The sequence below is a fragment of the Kitasatospora papulosa genome (assembly GCF_000717245.1).
GTDB lineage: Bacteria > Actinomycetota > Actinomycetes > Streptomycetales > Streptomycetaceae > Streptomyces > Streptomyces papulosus.
This window is the reverse complement of record NZ_JNYQ01000013.1, coordinates 43734-63838: the sequence shown is the minus strand read 5'-3', so window position 1 is coordinate 63838 and position 20105 is coordinate 43734. Positions and strand designations below refer to the sequence as shown.

General features: G+C 71.5%; 18 protein-coding genes. 15 read left to right on the top strand and 3 right to left on the bottom strand.

Features of this window, described 5'->3' with window-relative positions:
- The first annotated feature begins 59 nt into the window (after positions 1-59).
- The 8 genes from IA22_RS0127335 to IA22_RS0127300 all read left to right on the top strand — a co-directional run bounded on the left by IA22_RS0127335 (position 60) and on the right by IA22_RS0127300 (position 10793).
- The gene (locus IA22_RS0127335; protein ID WP_014153760.1) at positions 60-2009 is read left to right on the top strand and encodes an acyl-CoA dehydrogenase family protein; all 1950 of its coding nucleotides are present in this window, start codon (positions 60-62) and stop codon (positions 2007-2009) included.
- A gap of 77 nt (positions 2010-2086) precedes the next feature.
- Entirely contained in the window at positions 2087-3331 is a 1245-nt protein-coding gene (gene aroA / locus IA22_RS0127330; protein ID WP_014153759.1) for a 3-phosphoshikimate 1-carboxyvinyltransferase, read from the top strand.
- 145 nt (positions 3332-3476) lie between these two features.
- Positions 3477-4739, top strand: coding sequence for a 1-deoxy-D-xylulose-5-phosphate reductoisomerase (gene dxr, locus IA22_RS0127325; RefSeq protein ID WP_015578955.1), 1263 nt, complete (start codon positions 3477-3479; stop codon positions 4737-4739).
- Positions 4736-6046 carry a M50 family metallopeptidase gene (locus IA22_RS0127320; RefSeq protein ID WP_014153757.1) on the top strand — a complete coding sequence of 437 codons (1311 nt, stop codon included), beginning with the start codon at positions 4736-4738 and terminating at the stop codon, positions 6044-6046. The genes dxr and IA22_RS0127320 overlap by 4 nt, the downstream gene beginning before the upstream one ends.
- A 173-nt stretch (positions 6047-6219) precedes the next feature.
- Positions 6220-7377 carry a flavodoxin-dependent (E)-4-hydroxy-3-methylbut-2-enyl-diphosphate synthase gene (gene ispG / locus IA22_RS0127315; RefSeq protein WP_015578957.1) on the top strand — a complete coding sequence of 386 codons (1158 nt, stop codon included), beginning with the start codon at positions 6220-6222 and terminating at the stop codon, positions 7375-7377.
- Between the two features lie 159 nt (positions 7378-7536).
- On the top strand, positions 7537-8382 hold the full coding sequence (locus IA22_RS0127310; RefSeq protein WP_014153755.1) for a GNAT family N-acetyltransferase: 846 nt from the start codon (positions 7537-7539) through the stop codon (positions 8380-8382).
- Between the two features lie 29 nt (positions 8383-8411).
- Positions 8412-8990, top strand: a complete 579-nt coding sequence (locus IA22_RS0127305) for a GNAT family N-acetyltransferase (protein ID WP_014153754.1) — start codon at positions 8412-8414, stop codon at positions 8988-8990.
- A gap of 105 nt (positions 8991-9095) precedes the next feature.
- Positions 9096-10793, top strand: a complete 1698-nt coding sequence (locus IA22_RS0127300) for a proline--tRNA ligase (protein WP_030125151.1) — start codon at positions 9096-9098, stop codon at positions 10791-10793.
- 54 nt (positions 10794-10847) lie between these two features.
- Here the strand turns inward: IA22_RS0127300 and IA22_RS0127295 are convergent, their stop codons facing one another.
- From IA22_RS0127295 to IA22_RS0127285, 3 genes are read right to left on the bottom strand one after another with little or no spacing between them, the layout of a single operon-like run.
- Positions 10848-11762, bottom strand: coding sequence for an aminoglycoside phosphotransferase family protein (locus IA22_RS0127295; protein ID WP_015578960.1), 915 nt, complete (start codon positions 11760-11762; stop codon positions 10848-10850).
- Between the two features lie 43 nt (positions 11763-11805).
- The gene (locus IA22_RS0127290) at positions 11806-12300 is read right to left on the bottom strand and encodes a ferritin-like domain-containing protein (RefSeq protein WP_014153751.1); all 495 of its coding nucleotides are present in this window, start codon (positions 12298-12300) and stop codon (positions 11806-11808) included.
- Positions 12297-12821 carry a hypothetical protein gene (locus tag IA22_RS0127285; protein WP_015578961.1) on the bottom strand — a complete coding sequence of 175 codons (525 nt, stop codon included), beginning with the start codon at positions 12819-12821 and terminating at the stop codon, positions 12297-12299. The genes IA22_RS0127290 and IA22_RS0127285 overlap by 4 nt, the downstream gene beginning before the upstream one ends.
- 171 nt (positions 12822-12992) lie before the next feature.
- Between IA22_RS0127285 and rimP the strand changes: the two genes are divergently transcribed.
- From rimP to truB, 7 genes are all read left to right on the top strand, one after another.
- Positions 12993-13490 carry a ribosome maturation factor RimP gene (gene rimP / locus IA22_RS0127280; protein ID WP_014153749.1) on the top strand — a complete coding sequence of 166 codons (498 nt, stop codon included), beginning with the start codon at positions 12993-12995 and terminating at the stop codon, positions 13488-13490.
- Between the two features lie 2 nt (positions 13491-13492).
- Positions 13493-14533: a transcription termination factor NusA gene (nusA, locus tag IA22_RS0127275; RefSeq protein ID WP_030125150.1), complete on the top strand. Its 1041-nt coding sequence runs from the start codon at positions 13493-13495 to the stop codon at positions 14531-14533.
- Between the two features lie 152 nt (positions 14534-14685).
- Positions 14686-14964 (top strand): YlxR family protein, encoded by a 279-nt coding sequence (locus IA22_RS0127270; RefSeq protein WP_014153747.1) that lies wholly within the window; start codon positions 14686-14688, stop codon positions 14962-14964.
- 148 nt (positions 14965-15112) lie between these two features.
- Positions 15113-18223 carry a translation initiation factor IF-2 gene (infB, locus tag IA22_RS35435; RefSeq protein ID WP_078468471.1) on the top strand — a complete coding sequence of 1037 codons (3111 nt, stop codon included), beginning with the start codon at positions 15113-15115 and terminating at the stop codon, positions 18221-18223.
- Between the two features lie 167 nt (positions 18224-18390).
- On the top strand, positions 18391-18687 hold the full coding sequence (locus IA22_RS0127255; RefSeq protein ID WP_014153745.1) for a DUF503 domain-containing protein: 297 nt from the start codon (positions 18391-18393) through the stop codon (positions 18685-18687).
- 26 nt (positions 18688-18713) lie between these two features.
- Entirely contained in the window at positions 18714-19175 is a 462-nt protein-coding gene (rbfA, locus tag IA22_RS0127250) for a 30S ribosome-binding factor RbfA (RefSeq protein WP_014153744.1), read from the top strand.
- On the top strand, positions 19172-20077 hold the full coding sequence (gene truB / locus IA22_RS0127245) for a tRNA pseudouridine(55) synthase TruB (RefSeq protein ID WP_014153743.1): 906 nt from the start codon (positions 19172-19174) through the stop codon (positions 20075-20077). Before rbfA ends, truB begins: the two co-directional genes overlap by 4 nt.
- Positions 20078-20105 lie beyond the last annotated feature (28 nt).

Here is a 20105-nt window from a genome sequence, read left to right as displayed (position 1 = left end):
ACCGATCGGTACGCGTACGGCCCGACCCATATCCCGACTCGCGGCGAGGTGAGCTCCTCATGTCCGCCCCATCCGACATCCCCCAGGCCCCCAAGGTCACCGAGCGCGAAGCGCGGCAGGTGGCCGAGGCCGCACGTGAACAGGACTGGCGCAAGCCGAGTTTCGCCAAGGAACTCTTCCTCGGGCGCTTCCGGCTGGACCTGATCCACCCCCACCCCCAGCCGGCCCCGGACGATGTACGGCGCGGCGAGGCCTTCCTCGCCCGGCTGCGCGAATTCTGCGAGACCAGGGTCGACGGCGCCCTCATCGAGCGCGAGGCCCGGATCCCCGACGAGGTGATCAACGGCCTCAAGGAACTCGGCGCCCTCGGCATGAAGATCGAGACCAAGTACGGAGGCCTGGGCCTGACCCAGGTCTACTACAACAAGGCTCTCGCGCTGGCCGGTTCGGCGAACCCCTCGATCGGCGCGCTGCTCTCAGCCCACCAGTCCATCGGCGTACCGCAGCCGCTGAAGATGTTCGGCACCCAGGAGCAGAAGGACGCCTTCCTGCCCCGCCTCGCGCGGACCGACATCTCCGCCTTCCTGCTCACCGAACCCGACGTCGGATCCGACCCGGCCCGTCTCGCCACCACGGCGGTGCCCGACGACGGGGGCGACTACGTCCTGGACGGTGTGAAGCTCTGGACGACCAACGGCGTCGTGGCCGACCTGCTCGTGGTCATGGCCCGGGTCCCCGCCTCCGAGGGGCACAGGGGCGGCATCACCGCCTTCGTCGTCGAGGCCGACTCCCCGGGCATCACCGTGGAGCACCGCAACGCCTTCATGGGGCTGCGCGGCATCGAGAACGGCCTGACCCGCTTCCACCAGGTCCGTGTCCCGGCGGCGAACCGGATCGGCCCCGAGGGCGCCGGTCTCAAGATCGCTCTCACCACGCTGAACACCGGGCGGCTCTCGCTGCCCGCCATGTGCGTCGGCGTCGGCAAGTGGTCGCTGAAGATCGCCCGTGAATGGGCGGGGGTCCGCGAGCAGTGGGGCAGGGCCGTCGCCCGCCACGAGGCGGTCGGGGCGAAGATCTCCTTCATCGCCGCCACCACCTTCGCCCTCGAAGCGGTCGTCGACCTCTCCTCGCAGATGGCCGACGAGAGCCGCAACGACATCCGCATCGAGGCCGCGCTCGCCAAGCTGTACGGCTCCGAGATGGGCTGGCTGATCTCCGACGAGCTCGTCCAGATCCGCGGCGGACGCGGCTTCGAGACCGCCGCCTCGCTCGCGGCCCGCGGTGAACGCGCCGTCCCCGCCGAGCAGATGCTCCGCGACATGCGGATCAACCGGATCTTCGAGGGCTCCACGGAGATCATGCACCTGCTGATCGCCCGCGAGGCCGTCGACGCCCACCTCAAGGTCGCCGGCGACATCATCGACCCCGACAAGCCGCTCTCCGACAAGGCGAGGGCGGGCGCCAACGCCGCCGGCTTCTACGCGCGCTGGCTCCCCAAGCTGGTCAGCGGCCCCGGCCAACTTCCGAGCGCCTACGCCGAGTTCCGCGTCCCGGGGCATCCCGACCTCTCCGCGCACCTGCGGTACGTCGAGCGCTCCTCCCGGAAGCTGGCCCGCTCGACCTTCTACGCGATGTCCCGCTGGCAGGGCCGCATGGAGACCAAGCAGGGCTTCCTCGGCCGGATCGTCGACATCGGCGCCGAACTCTTCGCGATGAGCGCCGCCTGCGTCCGGGCGGAGCACCTGCGGGCCGACGACGACCACGGACGCGAGGCGTACCAGCTCGCCGACGTGTTCTGCCGGCAGGCCAGGATCCGGGTGGAGGAGCTCTTCGGCCGGCTGTGGTCCAACACCGACGAGATCGACAAGCGCGTCGTCGACGGAGTCCTCTCCGGGACCTACACCTGGCTGGAGGAGGGAGTCATCGACCCCAGCGGCGACGGCCCCTGGATCGCCGACGCCTCTCCCGGCCCGGCCACCGGCGACGACGTCCATCGCACCATCCGCTGAACCCGGCACCCGTGGGGCGCGTCCACTGCCTGGACGCGCCCCACGGGCACGCCTGACACAGGGCAAAGTGGACGCCCGTGACCGTCATCGACATCCCCGGCTCCAAGTCCGTCACCGCCCGCGCCCTCTTCCTGGCTGCCGCGGCGGACGGCACCACCACCCTCCTGCGCCCCCTGCACTCGGACGACACCGAGGGTTTCACCGAGGGACTGACCCGCCTCGGCTACGCAGTGGTCCGGGAGCCGGACCGGTGGCACATCGAGGGACGCCCCTCGGGGCCCGCGGCCGCCGACGCCGAGGTCCACTGCCGCGACGGCGCCACCACCGCGCGCTTCCTTCCGACGCTCGCCGCGGCCGCGGCGTCCGGCACCTACCGCTTCGACGCCTCCGCGCAGATGCGCCGCCGCCCCCTCGCGCCCCTCACCGAGGCCCTGCGCACCCTGGGAGTCGACCTGCGCCACGACGGCGCGGAGGGCCACCACCCGCTGACCATCCAGGCATCGGGCGTCAAGGGCGGCGGACTCACCCTCGACGCGGGGGAGTCGTCCCAGTACCTCACCGCCCTGCTGATGCTCGGACCGCTCACCGCCGAGGGCCTCCGGATCGAGGTCACGGAGCTGGTCTCGGCGCCGTACGTCGAGATCACCCTCGCGATGATGCGCGGCTTCGGGGTCGAGGTGGTCCGGGAGGGGAACACCTTCACCGTCCCCCCGGGCGGCTACCGCGCCACCACCTACGCGATCGAGCCCGACGCGTCCACCGCGAGCTACTTCTTCGCCGCCGCGGCGCTCACCGGACGGGAGGTCACCGTCCCCGGCCTCGGCACGGGCGCCCTCCAGGGGGACCTCCGCTTCACCGAGGTGCTGCGCCGCATGGACGCCGACGTCCGGACGACCTCGGACTCCACGACCGTACGGTCCGACGGCCGGCTCGCCGGTCTGACGGTCAACATGCGCGACATCTCCGACACCATGCCGACCCTCGCGGCGATCGCCCCGTACGCCTCGTCGCCGGTGCGCATCGAGGACGTCGCCAACACCCGGGTGAAGGAGTGCGACCGGCTGGAGGCCTGCGCCCAGAACCTGCGGAGCATGGGCATCACCGTGCGCACCGGACCCGACTGGATCGAGATCCACCCCGGCACCCCGCGCCCCACGGAGATCGCCACCCACGGCGACCACCGCATCGTGATGTCCTTCGCCGTCGCCGGTCTGCGCACGCCCGGCATGAGCTACGACGACCCCGGCTGCGTACGGAAGACCTTCCCCCGCTTCCACGAGGAGTTCGCCGCGTTCGTGGAGCGGAGCTCCGCCGGGGAATGACGGTGCGCCCGGGTGCGGGGCGGGCCGAGGTGGCCCGTGCCTCACCGTCCCGCGCTCCGGCCCGGAAGGAAATGCCGTGCCGGACAGGCCCGAGGCACGTCCCGGCGGGGGCGCGCTGTCGGCGCACACAGCGGATGCGGCAACAATGGGGTCCATGAGCGACAGCCCCGCACCCCTCGCCGATCCGCATCTCGTCTTCGACGCCGCCGAAGGCCGCCGCGATCTGGTGATCCTCGGCTCCACCGGGTCCATCGGCACCCAGGCCATCGACCTGGTCCTGCGCAACCCCGGCCGTTTCCGCGTCACCGCGCTCTCCGCCGCGGGCGGCAGGGTCCGGCTCCTGGCCGAGCAGGCGCGGCAGCTGCGCGTCCGCACGGTCGCGGTCGCCGACGGGGACAAGGTGCCTGCGCTCCGCGAGGCCCTGCGCGAGGTCTACGGGCAGGGCGAGCCGCTCCCCGAGATCCTGGCCGGTCCCGACGCCGCCACGGATCTCGCGGGCAGCGACTGCCACACCGTGCTGAACGGGATCACCGGCTCGATCGGCCTCGCCCCCACGCTCGCCGCGCTGAAGGCGGGCCGCACCCTCGCCCTGGCCAACAAGGAGTCGCTGATCGTCGGCGGCCCCCTGGTCAAGGCGCTGGCGGCCCCCGGCCAGATCATCCCGGTCGACTCCGAGCACGCCGCGCTCTTCCAGGCGCTCGCCGCGGGCAAGCGCGCCGACGTGCGCAAGCTCGTCGTGACCGCGTCCGGCGGCCCGTTCCGCGGGCGGACGCGCGCCGAGCTGGCCGACGTCACCCGCGAGCAGGCCCTGGCACACCCGACCTGGGCCATGGGACCGGTCATCACGGTCAACTCCGCGACCCTGGTCAACAAGGGCCTGGAGGTCATCGAGGCGCATCTGCTCTACGACATCCCCTTCGACCGGATCGACGTCGTGGTCCACCCCCAGTCGTACGTTCACTCGATGGTGGAGTTCACCGACGGCTCGACCCTCGCCCAGGCGACCCCGCCCGACATGGGCGGCCCCATCGCCATCGGTCTCGGCTGGCCCGAGCGGGTCCCGGACGCGGCCCCCGCGTTCGACTGGACGAAGGCCTCCAGCTGGGAGTTCTTCCCGCTCGACACCGAGGCGTTCCCGTCCGTCGGGCTCGCCCGGCACGTGGGCACCCTCGGCGGCACCGCGCCCGCGGTCTTCAACGCGGCCAACGAGGAGTGTGTCGACGCCTTCCTCGCGGGACGGCTGCCGTTCAACGGAATCATGGATACGGTCACATCCGTGGTGGCCGAACACGGCACCCCCGCCACGGGAACTTCACTGACGGTCGCGGACGTCCTCGAAGCGGAGACCTGGGCCCGTTCCAGGGCTCGCGAACTCTCGGCGGCAGCGACAGCGGAGGCGCACGCATGAGCATGACGACGATCCTGATGACGGTCCTGGGGATCGCCATCTTCGCCGTGGGTCTGCTGTTCTCGATCGCCTGGCACGAACTGGGCCACCTGTCGACGGCCAAGCTCTTCGGCATCAGGGTGCCGCAGTACATGGTCGGCTTCGGCCCGACGATCTGGTCGCGCAGGAAGGGCGACACCGAGTACGGCATCAAGGCCATCCCGGCCGGCGGCTACATCCGCATGATCGGCATGTTCCCCCCGGGGCCCGACGGCCGGCTGGAGGCACGCTCCACCTCTCCCTGGCGCGGGATGATCGAGGACGCCAGGTCCGCCGCCTTCGAGGAGCTCCAGCCGGGTGACGAGTCGCGGCTGTTCTACACGCGCAAGCCCTGGAAGCGCGTGATCGTGATGTTCGCCGGGCCGTTCATGAACCTGGTCCTGGCCGTCGCGATCTTCATGGGCGTGGCCATGACCTTCGGCTTCCAGACCCAGACCACCGAGGTCGCGGGCGTCCAGCGGTGCGTGATCGAGCAGAGCGAGAAGCGCGACACCTGCAAGGCCTCCGACCCGGTCTCGCCCGCCAAGGCCGCCGGCCTGCGGGAGGGTGACAGGATCGTCGCCTTCGACGGGCAGCGGGTCGACGACTGGGCGACGCTCTCGGACCGCATCCGGCAGACCGTCGGCCCGGCCACCCTCACCGTGGAGCGTGACGGCAAGGAGCAGACCCTGCACGCCGTGCTGCAGGAGAACACCGTCGCGCGGAAGGACGCCGACGGCGAGGTGGTCCCCGGCAAGTACGTCACCGCCGGCTACCTCGGCTTCGCCGCCAACACCGAGATCCTGCCGCTCTCCTTCGGCGACTCCGTCGTCCGCATGGGCGACATGATCGAGAACGGCGTCGACTCGATCATCGCCCTGCCCTCGAAGATCCCCGATCTGTGGAGCGCGGCCTTCGGCGACGGGGAGCGCGCCGACGACTCGCCGGTCGGCGTGGTCGGCGCGGCCAGGATCGGCGGCGAGGTGATGAACCTCGACATCCCGGCGCAGAACCAGGTCGCGATGATGCTGTTCCTCCTGGCCGGCTTCAACCTCTCGCTGTTCCTCTTCAACATGCTGCCCCTGCTGCCGCTGGACGGCGGACACATCGCCGGTGCGCTCTGGGAAGCCCTGCGCCGCAACGTGGCCAAGGTCTTCCGGCGGCCCGACCCCGGACCGTTCGACGTGGCGAAGCTCATGCCCGTCGCCTATGTGGTCGCGGGTATCTTCATCTGCTTCACGCTGCTGGTCCTCGTCGCCGACATCGTGAACCCCGTCAAGATCACCTGATCACCCAGGGTGCGCGGCCGGCCACCCGGACGGGGGTCCGGCCGCGCACCACGGCATCCGCCCGGCGACGGGGTGCGTCCCTGCCGGCTCCGGTGCCGTAACCTCGAATCCTGGAGCCCGCCGTTCTCGGGACCTCGATCCACACTGATCCACACCTTGGGGATGCTCAGCGCATGACTGCGATTTCTCTCGGAATGCCGGACGTTCCGACCAAGCTCGCCGACCGACGGGTCAGCCGCCAGATCCAGGTCGGGACGGTCGCGGTCGGTGGCAACGCACCGGTCTCGGTCCAGTCGATGACGACGACCCGCACGTCCGACATCGGTGCGACGCTGCAGCAGATCGCGGAGCTGACGGCGTCGGGCTGTCAGATCGTCCGGGTCGCGTGCCCGACGCAGGACGACGCCGACGCGCTGGCGACGATCGCCAGGAAGTCCCAGATCCCCGTGATCGCGGACATCCACTTCCAGCCGAAGTACGTGTTCGCGGCGATCGACGCGGGCTGCGCGGCGGTCCGTGTGAACCCGGGCAACATCAAGCAGTTCGACGACAAGGTCAAGGAGATCGCGAAGGCGGCCTCCGAGACCCGCACCCCGATCCGGATCGGCGTCAACGCCGGCTCCCTGGACGCGCGGCTCCTGAAGAAGTACGGCAAGGCCACCCCCGAGGCCCTCGTCGAGTCGGCCCTGTGGGAGGCGTCCCTCTTCGAGGAGCACGGCTTCGGCGACATCAAGATCTCGGTCAAGCACAACGACCCGGTCGTGATGGTGAACGCCTACCGCCAGCTGGCGGCGCAGAGCGACTACCCGCTGCACCTGGGTGTGACCGAGGCCGGCCCGGCGTTCCAGGGCACCATCAAGTCCGCGGTGGCGTTCGGCGCGCTGCTCTCCGAGGGCATCGGGGACACGATCCGGGTGTCGCTGTCGGCCCCTCCGGCGGAGGAGGTCAAGGTCGGCCTGCAGATCCTGGAGGCGCTGAACCTCAAGCAGCGTCGGCTGGAGATCGTCTCCTGCCCGTCGTGCGGGCGCGCGCAGGTGGACGTGTACAAGCTGGCCGACCAGGTGAGCGCGGGCCTGGACGGTCTGGAGGTCCCGCTGCGCGTCGCGGTGATGGGCTGTGTCGTGAACGGCCCGGGTGAGGCCCGTGAGGCCGACCTCGGAGTGGCCTCCGGGAACGGCAAGGGCCAGATCTTCGTGAAGGGCGAGGTCATCAAGACCGTCCCCGAGTCGAAGATCGTGGAGACCCTCATCGAGGAGGCCATGAAGATCGCGGAGCAGATGGAGAAGGACGGCATCGCCTCGGGCGAGCCCCAGGTCTCCATCGCCGGCTGACCTCCCCCGCCCCCCTCGGCGCCGTGCCCCGCAGGCCCTGCCTGCGGGGCACCGCCGTGTGCGGCCCCCGGTCCACCGGGCCCGGCCCCCCGCGGGGCGGCACCCCACAGTCTTGACGGGTACAGTGCGGACATCAGTAGACCGTTCGGTGAGGCCCCAGTGTTGACGCAGACCACTACCCGGGTCCTCGACCCCGGCGAGCTCCCCGCCGCGCTCGCCATCCTCGAGAGCGAACCCGTCGACAACGCGTTCGTCACCTCCCGCGTCCAGATCGCCGGGCTCGACCCATGGCGGCTCGGCGGCGAGATGTGGGGCTGGTACGCCGACGGCCGGCTGCGCTCGCTCTGCTACTCCGGGGCCAATCTCGTGCCCATCTGCGCCACCCCCGAGGCCGTCAGGGCCTTCGCCGACCGCGCCCGCAGGGCCGGCCGCCGCTGCTCCTCGATCGTCGGCCCTGCCGGCCCCACGGCCCAGCTGTGGCGTCTCCTCGAACCCAGCTGGGGCCCCGCCCGCGAGGTGCGGCCCAACCAGCCGCTCATGGTCGCCGAGCAGCCCTCGGCCGAGGTGGCGGCCGACCCGCTCGTGCGCCGGGTCCGCAAGGAGGAGATGGACGTCCTCATGCCGGCCTGCGTGGCCATGTTCACCGAGGAGGTCGGCGTCTCCCCGCTGGCGGGCGACGGCGGGCTCCTCTACCAGGCGCGCGTCGCCGAACTCATCTCCACCGGCCGCTCCTTCGCCCGCATAGAGGACGGCAAGGTCCTCTTCAAGGCGGAGATCGGCGCGGCAACCCCCCGCGCCTGCCAGATCCAGGGCGTCTGGGTCGCCCCCGAAGCCCGTGGCCGGGGACTTTCGGAGACCGGCATGGCAGCCGTCCTGCGCTATGCCCTCCAGGACGTCGCACCCGTCGTCAGCCTGTACGTGAACGACTACAACACCCCCGCGCGCAGGGCCTACAGCCGCGTCGGCTTCCAGGAGACGGGCGCGTTCATGAGCGTGCTGTTCTGAGCGACCGTACGGCCAGTAGGGTTCCCCGCATGGCAGCAGCAACCCCCATGTCCCCCTGGGGCTCCGGGACCCCCGACATCGTGGTCGGACCGCTCGACCTGGCCGCGCGCGTCGACGAGGCACTCGTCGTGCAGGCCCACGCCTTCGGCCTCTCGCAGGACGAGATCGACGTACGCCGCCACATCGTCCTGCGGCACCTCGACGACCCGGGGGCGCGCTCCTTCGGTGCCGTCGCCGCCGACGGACGGCTCGTGGGATTCGTCTACGGGCTGCCGAACAGCCGGACGCACTGGTGGTCGACCGTCGTCGAACCGTATCTGCGCGTCACCGGATCCGAGGACTGGCTCGACGACTCGTTCGTGATCACCGAACTCCACGTGCACCCGGAGTTCCAGCAGCGCGGCATCGGCCGCAGCCTGATCACCACCATCACGGACACGGTGGACCTGCCCCGCTCCATCCTCTCCGCGATCGACACCGACAGCCCCGCCCGCGGTCTCTACCGCGCCCTGGGCTACCAGGACCTGGCCCGGCAGGTGCTCTTCCCGAGCGCGCCCAAGCCGTACGCCGTGATGGGCGCGCCCCTTCCGCTGCGCCGCCGCGGCTGAGACCGTCCGCCCTCCCCGCGGGGGACGGTCCGGGGAATGGATTTCCGCCCGCGCGGGCGGCCCGGCTAACCTCGGGCTCACCACCCTTCCGAGCAGGAGTTCATCATGGCCCAGGTCCAGCGCATGTCCCGATTGATGATCAAGACACTGCGCGACGACCCGGCGGACGCCGAGACGCTCAACCACAAGCTCCTCGTCCGTGCCGGTTACGTACGCCGCACCGCGGCCGGTATCTGGTCGTGGCTGCCGCTCGGCAAGAAGGTGCTGGAGAACGTCACCCGCGTCGTGCGCGAGGAGATGGACGCCATCGGCGGCCAGGAGGTGCTGCTCCCCGCGCTGCTGCCCAAGGAGGCGTACGAGGCGAGCGGCCGGTACGACGAGTACGGCGACCTGCTGTTCCGCCTCCAGGACCGCAAGGGGGCCGACTACCTCCTGGGCCCCACCCACGAGGAGATCTTCACCCAGGTCGTCAAGGACATGTGCTCGTCCTACAAGGACCTGCCCGTGATCCTCTACCAGATCCAGACCAAGTACCGCGACGAGGCCCGCCCCCGCGCCGGTGTGCTGCGCGGCCGCGAGTTCCAGATGAAGGACTCGTACTCCTTCGACACCACCGACGAGGGCCTGGCCGAGGCGTACCAGCTGCACCGCGCCGCCTACATCCGGATTTTCGAGCGCCTCGGCCTCGACCACCGCATCGTCTCCGCTGTCTCCGGCGCCATGGGCGGCTCGGCGTCCGAGGAGTTCCTCGCCCCCGCCCCCGCCGGCGAGGACACCTTCGTCGACTGCCCGAACTGCGACTACGCCGCCAACACCGAGGCGGTGACGTACAAGGTCACGGCCGTCGCCGACGCGGCCGGCGCCGTCGAGGAGCTGGACACCCCCGACACCCCGACGATCGAGTCCCTCGCCGCGCACCTCGGTGTCCCGGCCTCCGCCACCCTGAAGAACCTCCTGATCAAGGTCGACGGCGAGATCGTGGCCGTGGGCGTGCCCGGCGACCGCGAGGTCGACATGGGCAAGCTCGGTGAGCACCTCGCCCCCGCGGTCGTCGAGCTCGTCACCGCCGAGGACTTCGTGGAGCGCCCCGATCTCGTGCGCGGCTACGTCGGCCCGCAGGGCCTGGAGAAGGTCCGCTACATCGCCGACCCCCGCGTCGCCGCGGGCACCGCGTGGATCACCGGTGCCAACAAGGAGGGCAAGCACGCGAAGAACGTCGTCGCGGGCCGCGACTTCGAGGTCGACGACTACCTCGACGTCGTCGTCGTCGAGGCGGGCGACCCCTGCCCCAACTGCGGCACCGGTCTCCAGGTGGACCGCGCCATCGAGATCGGCCACATCTTCCAGCTCGGCCGCAAGTACGCCGACATCTTCTCCCTCGACGTCCTCGGCCAGCAGGGCAAGCCGGTCCGCGTCACCATGGGCTCCTACGGCATCGGCGTCTCCCGCGCGGTGGCCGCACTCGCCGAGCAGACCGCCGACGACAAGGGCCTGTGCTGGCCCCGCGAGATCGCCCCGGCCGACGTGCACGTCGTCGCCGCCGGCAAGGCGCTCCAGACCGAGCTGGCCCTCGACGTCTCGGAGAAGCTCAACGCCGCGGGCCTGCGTGTCCTGGTCGACGACCGCGCGGGCGTCTCGCCCGGCGTGAAGTTCACCGACTCCGAGCTCATCGGTGTCCCGAAGATCCTTGTCGCGGGCCGCCGTTCGGCCGAGGGCGTCCTGGAGCTGAAGGACCGCCGCACGGGCGAGCGCGAGGAGCTCACGGTCGACGAGGCGATCGCCCGGCTGACCGACCGCGGCTGACCGGCAGGACAGCGCGAAGGACCCCGCGCGGCGCGCGGGGCCCTTCGCGTACGGCTACAGCCAGTCGGCGAACTCCAGGGACATCTCGCCGTCCTGGGCACGCCCCACCGTCAGTGCCCGGGTGCCGGACTCCACGGCGCGGAACAGCGTCCAGCCGCGCAGCCGCGCCTGGTCGACGTCCAGCGACTCGGCGAGCTTCTTGACCCGGCGCCGGGCCGTCGCGGCACCACCGGGCGAGGCGATGAGGTCCTCGACCCGGTCGCGCACCAGCCGCGCCAGGTCGTACGCGCGCTCACCGGTCAGCGGCTCGGGACCGACCGCCAGCCAGGGAGCGCGCTCGCCCGCCAGGACCTTGCTCTGGCGGAAGTTGCCGTGCAGCAGGAAGAGTTCGGGGGAGTCCTGGACCAGTTCCTCACGTGCCGCGAGGGCCGCCGAGACGAGAGGTTCGAGCGCGGGGTCCCGTTCGGCCGCCGCGCGCATGGCATCCAGCTGCCGGGCGGTGCGCTCGGCGACGGTCTCGAAGCCGTGGCCGGCCGGGGGCTCCACCCACAGGCGCCGTACCGTCCCGGCGGCCTCCAGCAGGGCCTTCGCCTCCGGCAGCGAACGCAGGGAGACCTCGTGGTGCAGCCGCTCCAGCACGAGGGCGTCGTCCGGCGGCGTGGCGCCGGGGCCGGCCAGGAGCTCGACGGCGCCCCAGCCGTTCCAGTGGGCGAGCGCCGCCGCCTCCAGCGCGGGAACGGCTCCGGGAGGCGCGATCTTCAGCACGCCGGGTGTGCCGTCGGCCCGGCGCACCAGGAGGACGAGGGCGGTGCGTCCACCGGGGGCGCACACACGCTCCAGGGAGACCCCGTGCGCGGACAGGGCGCGGTCGGTGAGCGCGGGGAGCCGTGCGAGCCACTCGGCGGCGGCCGCTTCCCCGTACGTCTCACCGAGCGCTCGCACCAGCCGCTGCGGCGGTTCAGAACCCATACGTGCCGTGTTCCCTTTCAGAGCGTGATCCCGGAGCGGGACGTCAGTGCGTGACCCCCGTGGCCCCTGCCTCCGCCGTGTCCTCCGGAGGGGCGGCCTTCTCGGTGAGCCCAGGAAAGGCTACGCCGGTGCCGCGCCAGCGCGCCGCGCGCACCGCGGCCTCCCGGAGCGCACCCGCGGCGTCCTGCCGCAGCGAGCCACCGGCGGCACGTACGAGGTCGGAGTACACACCCGCGACCCGTTCCTCCAGCACCGCGGCGAGCCGCATCGCGCTCGCCGGGTCCCGCACCGCGAAGGGCAGCGCGTACGCGGCCTGCGCCACGACCGGCGTGCCGCCCAGGTCCCGCACCGTCCGTACGAGCGCGTCGCGCCGGGCCCGGTGGGCGTCGGAGGCGGCCGTCGCGTCGCGCAGGCGGCCGTCCTCCAGACGCCCGCCCAGCGCCCCGTAGCCGTACACCGAGGCGTGTTCGGCCGCGAGCGCGGCCTGTGCGGCCCGCAGCGTGCTGTCGGTGCCGTCCTTTCCCGCCAGCTGGGTCATGCCGGGGTCTCCTTGGCCAGTTCGGTCAGCAGATACGCGTGCGCCGCGCCGGCCGCGGCGATCGAGGCCAGCAGCCTGGCCAGTTCGGGTTCGGCGTTCAGCAGGGCCGTGGCCCGTCCGTCCGCCACCCGGCGTTCCTCGGCCGCCAGTTCCCGCAGCGCCGCCCGCGCGTCGGCGGGGGTGGCCGGCGGGGAGGGAGGGGGCGACGTGCCGGCCGCCTTCGCCGGACCGCCCAGGGCCGCCAGGTGTGCGCGTACCGCGGCACCCATCGGCGCGATTCCCGCCTCCGTCAGCGGGTGGGCGGCCGCGACCTGTTCGTAGCGGGAGAGCAGCGAGGCGCTGTCACGGGCGGCAGCGGCCCGCAGAGCCGTCCGCTCCCGGAGCGCGGCGGTCCGGGCATCCGCGCCGCCGGGCAGGTCGCGGTTCCGCGGCCCGTCCCCGCAGCCGGTCAGCACCGCACCCAGGGCGACTGCTCCCGTGGCGGTGAGCGCACTCCTGCGCGTCGTCCCCGTGCGGCGCACTTGTCTCCTTCAGCCTGGTTTTTGACAGTTTCTGACCCGAAGTGATCACCGAAGGTGAGCGTACCCGCGGCAGGGCGGGAGGCGGACGGCAACACCCCTGCGGACCGGATACCCTTTGACCTGACACGCGACGATCCCCACAACAGCACACGCGGCCGAGGAGTCACCCGGATGAGCACCACCCAGAGCGACAGGCTGCGCGGGCTGCTGGAGCCGCTCGTCAGCGCCAAGGAGCTGGACCTCGAGGAGATCGAGGTGTCCCGGGCGGGCCGGCGGAGGGTGCTGAGAGTCATCGTGGACTCCGAGGACGGCGTGGAGCTCGACACCTGCGCGGAACTCAGCCGCAGCATCTCCGAGAAGCTGGACGAGACCGACGCGATGGGTGAGGACGAGTACGTCCTCGAGGTGAGCTCTCCGGGCGCGGACCGCCCGTTGACCGAGCACCGCCACTACGTACGCGCCACCGGTCGGCTGGCCCGGCTCACCCTGGGCGAGGGCGGCGAGCTGGTGGCCCGCATCCTCGGGGTGGACGACGAGGGACTCGATCTGGAAGTGCCGGGCGTCAAGGGCCGCAAGCCCACGTCGCGCCGTGTCGCCTTCGACGAGATCAGCAGGGCGCGCGTGGAGATCGAATTCAACCGCAAGGACAAGAAGGAAGAGGAGGCGTAGCCGTGGACATCGATGTGAAGCTTCTGAAGGGCTTGGCGCAGGACAAGGAGATCCCCTTCGACGTGCTCGTCGGGGCGATCGAGTCGGCCCTCCTCATCGCGTACCACCGCACCGAGGGCAGCCACCGCCGTGCGCGCGTCGAGCTGGACGCCTCCGGCCACGTCACGGTGTGGGCCAAGGACGACCCGGCCGAGCTCGAGGAGGGCCAGGAGCCCAAGGAGTTCGACGACACGCCGTCCGGCTTCGGCCGTATCGCCGCGACCACCGCCAAGCAGGTCATCCTGCAGCGGCTGCGCGACGCCGAGGACGACAGGACGTTCGGGGAGTACGCGGGCCACGAGGGCGACGTCGTCACCGGCCTGGTCCAGCAGGGCAAGGACCCCAAGAACGTCCTGGTCGACATCGGCAAGCTGGAAGCCATCCTGCCCGTGCAGGAGCAGGTGCCCGGCGAGGAGTACACGCACGGCCTGCGGCTGCGCACCTACGTCGTACGCGTGGCCAAGGGGGTGCGCGGTCCGTCCGTCACGCTCTCGCGCACCCACCCGAACCTCGTCAAGAAGCTCTTCGCGCTGGAGGTCCCGGAGATCGCGGACGGGTCGGTCGCCATCGAGGCCATCGCCCGCGAGGCCGGTCACCGGACCAAGATCGCCGTGCGCTCCACCCGGGCCGGTCTGAACCCCAAGGGCGCCTGCATCGGCCCGATGGGCAGCCGTGTGCGCAACGTCATGGCGGAGCTGCACGGCGAGAAGATCGACATCGTGGACTGGTCGGACGACCCCGCCGAGATGGTCGCCAACGCGCTGTCACCCGCGCGGGTCAGCAAGGTCGAGGTCGTGGACCTGGGCACGCGCTCCGCCCGGGTGACCGTGCCCGACTACCAGCTGTCCCTGGCGATCGGCAAGGAGGGCCAGAACGCCCGCCTCGCCGCCCGGCTCACCGGCTGGCGCATCGACATCCGTCCGGACACCGAGACCGAGGCCGAGCGGGACGTCGCCGACCGGGAGCGCGCCGAGCGCGCCCGCGAGCGCGCCGAGCGCGGCTGAGACCACCGGAGCCGGTCCGGGGGCCGCCCGCGGCGGCCCCCGGACCGGCTCCGAAGGAATAGATCAAGGCGCGATGCCGCTGAGATCACGACAACATCCGTTCGATTTGTGCCCCGAAGGGGTGTGGTCGGTACGGGGAGGTAGACTTAACCGTGTCTGGCCGGACGCACGCCCGCGCTTGCCCCGAGCGAACCTGTGTGGGATGCCGGGAGCGAGCGGCCAAGAGCGAGCTGCTGCGCATCGTGGTGGACGAGGGAGAGGTTGTCCCTGATCCACGCGGTACGCTGCCCGGCCGGGGTGCGTACGTACACCCCGCCTCTGTCTGTCTCGACCTGGCGGTCCGCCGCCGGGCATTCCCCCGGGCCTTCAAGGCCAAGGGGCCGTTCGACTCCGCCGCACTGCAGCGGTTCGTCGAGCGGGTGACACCGTAGAAAAGTGAACGGCACGGGTCCCCGTGCGGTCAGGTACCTCGCGAGTTGGAAGTAGGTCGAGATTGCGATGAGCACTCGATGAGTACGCGATGAGTACGCCCATGAAGTAGCGACGGTCCGGCGGTAACCCGGACCTAAAAGGAGCGAAGTGGCTAAGGTCCGGGTATACGAGCTCGCCAAGGAGTTCGGCGTGGAGAGCAAGGTCGTCATGGCCAAGCTCCAAGAACTCGGTGAATTCGTCCGTTCGGCGTCCTCGACGATCGAGGCGCCGGTTGTACGCAAACTGACTGACGCACTGCAGGGGCCCGGCGGCAACGCCGGCAAGTCCGCTGCGAAGCCTGGCGCGCCCCGCAAGGCCGCCCCCGCGAAGCCCGCGGCGCCGTCCCCGGCCGCCGCGGCACGTCCCGCTGCCCCGAAGCCCGGCGCCCCGGCCCCCAAGCCGGCCGCCGCGGAGACTCCGGCGAGCAGCACCCCCGCGGCGCCCTCCGCGCCGTCGGCGGGTCCCCGTCCGGGCCCCCGGCCCGCGCCGAAGCCCGCCCCGGTCACCCCGGTGCCCGCCGCGGAGTTCTCGGCTCCGGCTCCGGCCCAGCAGCCTGCCGCGCCGCAGCAGGCCCCCCGTCCCACCGGCGCCACCCCCGGCCCGCGTCCCGCCCGTCCGGCCCCGGCCGGCGGTCAGCGTGACGGCGGTCGTGGTGGCGAGCGTGACGGCGGCCGTGGCGGCGAGCGCGGCGGAGACCGTCCCGCACGTCCCGCCGGCCAGGGCGCACCCCGCCCCGGCGGCGCACGTCCGGCCGGTCCCCGTCCGGGCAACAACCCCTTCACCTCCGGCGGCTCCACCGGCATGGCGCGTCCCCAGGCGCCCCGTCCCGGCGGTGCCCCGCGCCCCGGCGGCGGTCAGGAGCGCCCCGGCGCCCCGCGCCCGCAGGGTGGTCCCGGTGGCGCCCCGCGCCCCCAGGGCCAGGGTGGCGCACGTCCGACCCCGGGCGGCATGCCCCGTCCGCAGGCTCCCCGTCCGGGCGGTGCCCCCTCGGGTAACCGTCCGAACCCCGGCATGATGCCGCAGCGTCCCGCTGCTGGCCCGCGTCCCGGCGGTGGCCCCGGCGGCGGCCGTGGTCCCGGTGGTGGCGGTCGTCCCGGTGGCGGCGGCGGTCGTCCCGGTGGCGGCGGCTTCGCAGGCCGTCCGGCCGGTCCCGGCGGTGGCGGCGGCGGCTTCGCCGGCCGTCCCGGTGGTCCCGGTGGCGGTGGCGGCGCAGGCCGTCCCGGTGGTGGCGGCGGCTTCGGCGGTCGTCCCGGCTTCGGTGGACGTCCCGGCGGCCCGGGTGCCCGTGGTGGCACGCAGGGTGCGTTCGGCCGTCCCGGTGGTCCCGCGCGCCGTGGTCGCAAGTCGAAGCGTCAGAGGCGCCAGGAGTACGAGGCCATGCAGGCCCCGTCGGTGGGCGGCGTCATGCTGCCTCGCGGCAACGGGCAGGCTGTCCGGCTGTCGCGCGGTGCGTCCCTGACCGACTTCGCGGAGAAGATCAACGCCAACCCGGCGTCGCTCGTCGCCGTGATGATGAACCTCGGCGAGATGGTCACCGCCACGCAGTCGGTCTCCGACGAGACGCTGAGGCTTCTCGCGGACGAGATGAACTACGTCCTGGAGATCGTCAGCCCCGAGGAGGAGGACCGCGAGCTGCTCGAGTCCTTCGACATCGAGTTCGGTGAGGACGAGGGCGGCGAAGAGGCCCTGGTCTCCCGTCCGCCGGTCGTGACCGTCATGGGTCACGTCGACCACGGTAAGACCCGACTGCTGGACGCGATCCGCAAGACGAACGTCGTCGCGGGCGAGGCCGGCGGCATCACGCAGCACATCGGTGCGTACCAGGTCTCCTCCGAGGTCAACGGCGAGGACCGCCGCATCACCTTCATCGACACCCCGGGTCACGAGGCGTTCACCGCCATGCGTGCGCGTGGTGCGAAGTCCACCGACATCGCGATCCTCGTGGTGGCGGCGAACGACGGTGTGATGCCCCAGACGATCGAGGCGCTGAACCACGCCAAGGCGGCCGAGGTGCCGATCGTGGTCGCGGTCAACAAGATCGACGTCGAGGGTGCCGACCCGACCAAGGTGCGCGGCCAGCTCACCGAGTTCGGTCTGGTGGCCGAGGAGTACGGCGGCGACACGATGTTCGTCGACATCTCCGCCAAGCAGGGCCTCAACATCGAGGCTCTCCTGGAGGCCGTCGTCCTCACCGCCGACGCCTCGCTCGACCTGCGGGCCAACCCGGAGCAGGACGCGCAGGGTATTGCGATCGAGTCCCACCTCGACCGCGGCCGCGGTGCCGTCTCGACCGTCCTCGTCCAGCGCGGAACGCTGCGCATCGGCGACACGATGGTCGTCGGCGACGCGTACGGCCGTGTCCGGGCGATGCTCGACGACAACGGCAACAACGTCCAGGAAGCGGGTCCCTCGACCCCCGTCCTGGTCCTGGGTCTCACCAACGTCCCGGGTGCCGGCGACAACTTCCTGGTGGTCGACGAGGACCGTACGGCCCGTCAGATCGCCGAGAAGCGTGCGGCTCGTGAGCGCAACGCCAACTTCGCCCGCAAGGGTGTCCGGTTCTCCCTGGAGAACCTGGACGAGGCGCTCAAGGCCGGTCTGGTCCAGGAACTCAACCTCATCATCAAGGGCGACGCGTCCGGTTCGGTGGAGGCTCTCGAGTCCTCGCTGCTCCAGCTCGACGTCGGTGAAGAGGTCGACATCCGGGTCCTGCACCGCGGTGTGGGTGCGGTGACCGAGTCGGACATCAACCTGGCGACCGGCTCCGACGCCATCGTGATCGGCTTCAACGTGCGCGCCGCAGGGCGTGCCGAGCAGATGGCCGAGCGCGAGGGCGTGGACGTCCGGTACTACTCGGTCATCTACCAGGCGATCGAAGAGATCGAAGCGGCCCTCAAGGGCATGCTCAAGCCGGAGTACGAAGAGGTCGAGCTCGGCACGGCGGAGATCCGCGAGATCTTCCGCTCGTCCAAGCTGGGCAACATCGCCGGTGTGCTGGTCCGCTCCGGCGAGGTCAAGCGCAACACCAAGGCGCGCCTGCTGCGCGATGGCAAGGTCATCGCGGAGAACCTCAACATCTCCGGTCTGCGTCGCTTCAAGGACGACGTCACCGAGATCCGCGAAGGCTTCGAGGGCGGTATCAACCTCGGAAACTTCAACGACATCAAGATCGACGACGTCATCGCGACGTACGAGATGCGCGAGAAGCCGCGAGGCTGATCAACGGGGGATCCCGGGGGGAGACCTCCGGGCTCACCTTCTCGGTCGGGGCCGGTCGACGGGTCGTATTTCCGTCGATCGGCCCCGGCCGTTCCGTGTACGGTTCTTGTGTCCCCGCCAAGCGATGGCGGGGCGCGAACCCGAACCGGCGGGACATCCGGACACACATGTACGTGGGGACTCTGTCCTTCGACCTGCTCCTCGGCGACGTACGGTCGCTGAAGGAGAAGCGTTCCGTCGTCCGCCCGATCGTCGCCGAGCTGCGCCGCGCGTACGCGGTGAGTGTCGCGGAGACAGGTGGGCAGGACCTCTACCGCAGGGCCGAGATCGGTCTTGCCGTGGTCTCCGGGGACACCGGGCACCTCACAGATGTACTCGACCGGTGCGAACGCATGATCGCGGGCCGGCCGGAGGTGGAGCTGCTGTCCGTACGGCGGCGGCTGCACAGCGACGAAGACGATTGAGCAAGGCTTAAGAAGGAGACGGACCAGTGGCCGACAACGCGCGGGCGAAGAAGCTGGCGGACCTCATCCAGGTGGTGGTCGCCGAGAAACTGCAGCGCGGTATCAAGGACCCGCGTCTGGGCACGCACGTGACCATCACGGACACGCGTGTCACCGGTGACCTGCGGGAGGCCACGGTCTTCTACACGGTCTACGGCGACGACGAGGAGCGGGCCAGCGCGGCCGCCGGACTGGAGAGCGCCAAGGGCATCCTGCGCTCGGCGGTCGGTGCCGCGGCGGGGACCAAGTTCACCCCCACCCTGGCCTTCGTGGCGGACGCCCTCCCGGACAACGCCAAGGCGATCGAGGACCTGCTCGACCGGGCACGTGCCTCGGACGCCAAGGTCCGCGAGGCGTCGTCGGGCGCCACCTACGCCGGTGGTGCCGACCCGTACCGCAAGCCGGAGGACGAGTCCGACGAGAACGACGGGGACTCGCCTTCCGCATGACGCAGAACAAGCAGGACAGAACGCCGGACGGCCTCGTCATCGTCGACAAGCCGTCCGGCTTCACTTCGCACGACGTCGTGGCCAAGATGCGCGGCATCGCCCGTACCCGGCGGGTCGGCCACGCCGGCACGCTGGACCCGATGGCGACCGGAGTCCTCGTACTCGGCGTGGAGAGGGCGACCAAGCTGCTCGGTCACCTCGCCCTGACCGAGAAGGAGTACCTGGGGACGATCCGGCTCGGCCAGGACACCGTCACCGACGACGCGGAGGGCGAGATCACCTCGTCCACCGACGCCTCGGCGGTCACCCGTGAGGGCATCGACGCCGGGGTCGCGGCGCTCACCGGCGCGATCATGCAGGTGCCGTCCAAGGTCAGCGCCATCAAGATCGACGGCAAGCGGTCCTACGCCCGGGTACGCGGCGGCGAGGAGTTCGAGATCCCGGCCCGCCCGGTGACCATCTCGTCCTTCCGGGTCTACGACGTCCGCGAGGAGGTCGCCGAGGACGGCACCCCGGTCGTCGACCTGGTCGTCTCCGTGGTCTGCTCCTCGGGTACGTACATCCGTGCCCTGGCCCGCGACCTCGGCGCAGGTCTCGGGGTGGGCGGCCATCTGACCGCGCTGCGGCGGACCCGGGTCGGGCCCTACGGCCTCGACGCGGCGCGCACCCTGGACCAGCACCAGCAGGAGCTGACCGTGATGCCGGTGGCCGAGGCCGCCGCCTCGGCCTTCCCCCGCTGGGACGTGGACGAGAAGCGGGCCAAGCTGCTGCTCAACGGCGTACGGCTGGACATGCCGTCGTATCCGCCGGGGCCGGTCGGGGTCTTCGGGCCCGACGGGGCGTTCCTGGTGCTCGTCGAGGAGCAGAAGGGCAAGGCCAGGAGCCTCGCCGTCTTCGCCTGACCCTCGTCGGCCTCGCCGACGCGAGCTC